At 70.9% G+C, this 2650-nt stretch carries 2 protein-coding genes; both read left to right on the top strand.

What is annotated here, in order from left to right; translation table 11 throughout:
• On the top strand, positions 1-1579 hold a 1579-nt coding region (locus VGV13_18580; protein ID HEV8643096.1), incomplete at its 5' end, for an efflux RND transporter permease subunit.
• A partial coding sequence (locus VGV13_18575) for an efflux transporter outer membrane subunit (protein ID HEV8643095.1) occupies positions 1576-2650 on the top strand: 1075 nt, incomplete at its 3' end. The genes VGV13_18580 and VGV13_18575, both read left to right, overlap by 4 nt.

Below are 2650 nucleotides of genomic sequence, written 5' to 3'. Positions count from 1 at the left end.
CGTCCGGCGGGCCGCGTTGGGCATCGTCGTGCTGCTGGTCTTGAGCGGCGCCGCCTACTGGCTCCTGCGCGCCGTGCCCACGGGCTTCGCCCCCACCGAGGACCAGGGATATCTCCTGGTCAACGTCCAGCTCCCAGATGCCGCGTCGCTCGAACGGACCGATGCCGTCGTCCGCCAGATCGAGCAGACTCTGCTCGAGACGGAGGGCATCGAAACCGTGGTGGCCATCGGCGGGCGCAGCTTCATCTCAGGCGTCAACGGCCCGAATGTCGCTTCCCTGTTCCCAAGGCTCGCACCCTGGTCGGAGCGGAAGCGGCCCGAGCTGCAGGCCGCGGCGATCCTGGCTCGCCTGCGCGCCCGACTCGGTGGGATCCAGGAGGCGGTCGTCGTGGTCTTCCCGCCGCCCCCGATTCGCGGCATCAGCTCCGGCGGCGGGTTCCAGTTCGAGCTGCAGAGCGTGGGCGGCGGCTCGCTTCAGGATTTGGACGCCGTCGCCCACCAGATCATGGACGCGGCCCGCCAGCGGCCGGAGCTCGCCGCGACGTACACGGCATTCCGGTCCGGGGTGCCGCAGCTCGACGCCCAGGTCGATCGCACCAAGGCCAGGGCGCTGGGGGTTCCCATCTCCGACGTCTTCACCAGTCTACAAATCTTCCTCGGCTCGCTCTACGTCAATGACTTCAACGCCTTTGGCCGCGTGTACCGGGTTCAGCTCCAAGCCGAGCCGAGCTACCGCGCGACTCCCAGCGACGTCGCGCGCCTCTACGTCCGGAGCCAATCCGGCCAGAACGGCCAGTCCGGTCACATGGTGCCGCTCAGCACCCTCGTCACCGTGAGGCCGGTCACGGGGCCCGACACGATCACGCACTACAACCTCTACCGCTCGGCCGAGATCCTCGGCGACACCGCGCCCGGGGCCAGCTCGGGTCAAGCCATCGCCGTCATGGAAGAGATGGCGCGGCGCTTCCTGCCCGTGGGCATGGCCTACGAGTGGACGGGCCTCGCCTTTCAGGAGATCGAGGCCGGGAGCTGGGCGGCGTTCGTCTTCGCCCTGTCGGCGCTGTTCGTCTTCCTCGTCCTGGCCGCCCAGTACGAGAGCTGGCTGGTTCCCCTGGCCGTGATCCTGGCCGTGCCCCTGGGTGTCCTCGGCGCGCTGGGCGCGCTCGCGCTCCGCGGGCTCGCCAACGACGTCTACGCCCAGATCGGCCTGGCCCTCCTCATCGGTCTGGCCGCGAAGAATGCCATCCTCATCGTGGAGTTCGCCAAGGTGCGCCGCGAGCGCGGGCTCGACATCCGGGAGGCCGCTCAGGAGGCCGCCCGCATCCGCTTCCGGCCTATCTTGATGACCTCCTTCGCCTTCATCCTGGGCTCGCTCCCGCTGGTCGTGGCGACGGGCGCAGGGGCGGCGAGCCGGCACTCGATTGGCACGACGGTGGTCGGCGGAATGCTCGCCATCACGGTGCTCGGCGTGCTCCTGGTGCCGGCGTTCTACGTCGCGGTGGAGCGGCTCGCCGAGTGGCGGAGGCCGGCGCCGGCTGGGTCTGCCGCCCCCTTCGGGGAAGGCACGGACCAGGCATGAGGCGGATCGTCGCGCCCGTCGCGCTGTGCCTTCTGCTTGCCGGTTGCACCCTTGGACCGGACTACCGGCGGCCGGGCGTTGCTTCCCCCGCGGTCTGGCGCGACGGCCAGGCGACGCCGGATCCGGCCTCGCTCGCGGATCTGACGTGGTGGGAGCTCTTCGCGGACGAGGAGCTTCGCGGGCTCGTGCGGTCCGCCATCGAGGCGAACAAGGATCTTGGAATTGCGGTCACGCGCGTGGACCAGGCGCGGGCCCAGCTCGGCGTCACGCGGGCTGCCCAGTTCCCACAGCTCGACGCCGGCGCCAGCGCCACCACCAACCGGACCTCGGACAACGTCCGACCCCGAGGACTGGGCGGCGAGACCGACTTGTTCTCCACGACCTTGGACCTGTCCTTCGAGATCGACATCTGGGGGCGGCTCCGACGGGCCAGCGAGGCCGCCCGGGCCGATCTCCTGGCCAGCGAGGAGGCCAGGCGCGCGGTGGTGATGACGCTGGTCAGTGACGTCGCCAGCGCCTACCTGCGGCTGCGCGAGCTCGACGTCGAGCTCGAGACCACGCAGCGGAACGTCGCCTCGCGGCGGCGGTCGCTCCAGATCGTCCGCGACCGCTTCGACGCCGGGCTGACCTCCGCGCTCGACCTGCGTCAAGCGGAGGCGGAGCTGGCGAGCACGGCCGCCCTGATCCCGGACCTCGAGCGGCAGGTCGCGCAGACCGAGAATCAGCTCAGCATCCTTCTCGGGCGCAACCCGGGCAGCATCAGCCGCGGCCGGCCCCTGGCCGGGCAGACCTTCCCGCCGACGGTGCCGGCCGGGCTGCCCTCGGCCCTCCTCGCGCGGCGGCCGGACATCCGGCAGGCCGAAGCGGGCCTGATCGCCGCCAATGCGCGCATCGGGGTCGCCAAGGCGGCGTTCTTCCCGCAGATCAGCCTGACCGGCTTCTTCGGTGTCGAGAGCGTGGCGCTGTCCGATCTCTTCACGGGTCCTTCGCGCGTCTGGCAGTTCGGGCCCACCGTGACGCTGCCGATCTTCAACGCCGGACGGAACCGGGCGACCCTCGAGCTGACCGAGG

The sequence above is a fragment of the Candidatus Methylomirabilota bacterium genome (genome assembly GCA_036001065.1).
In the GTDB taxonomy this organism is placed as follows: domain Bacteria; phylum Methylomirabilota; class Methylomirabilia; order Rokubacteriales; family CSP1-6; genus MNEF01.
The sequence above is the reverse complement of the archived record's forward strand: the minus strand, read 5'-3'. Positions and strand labels throughout refer to the sequence as shown.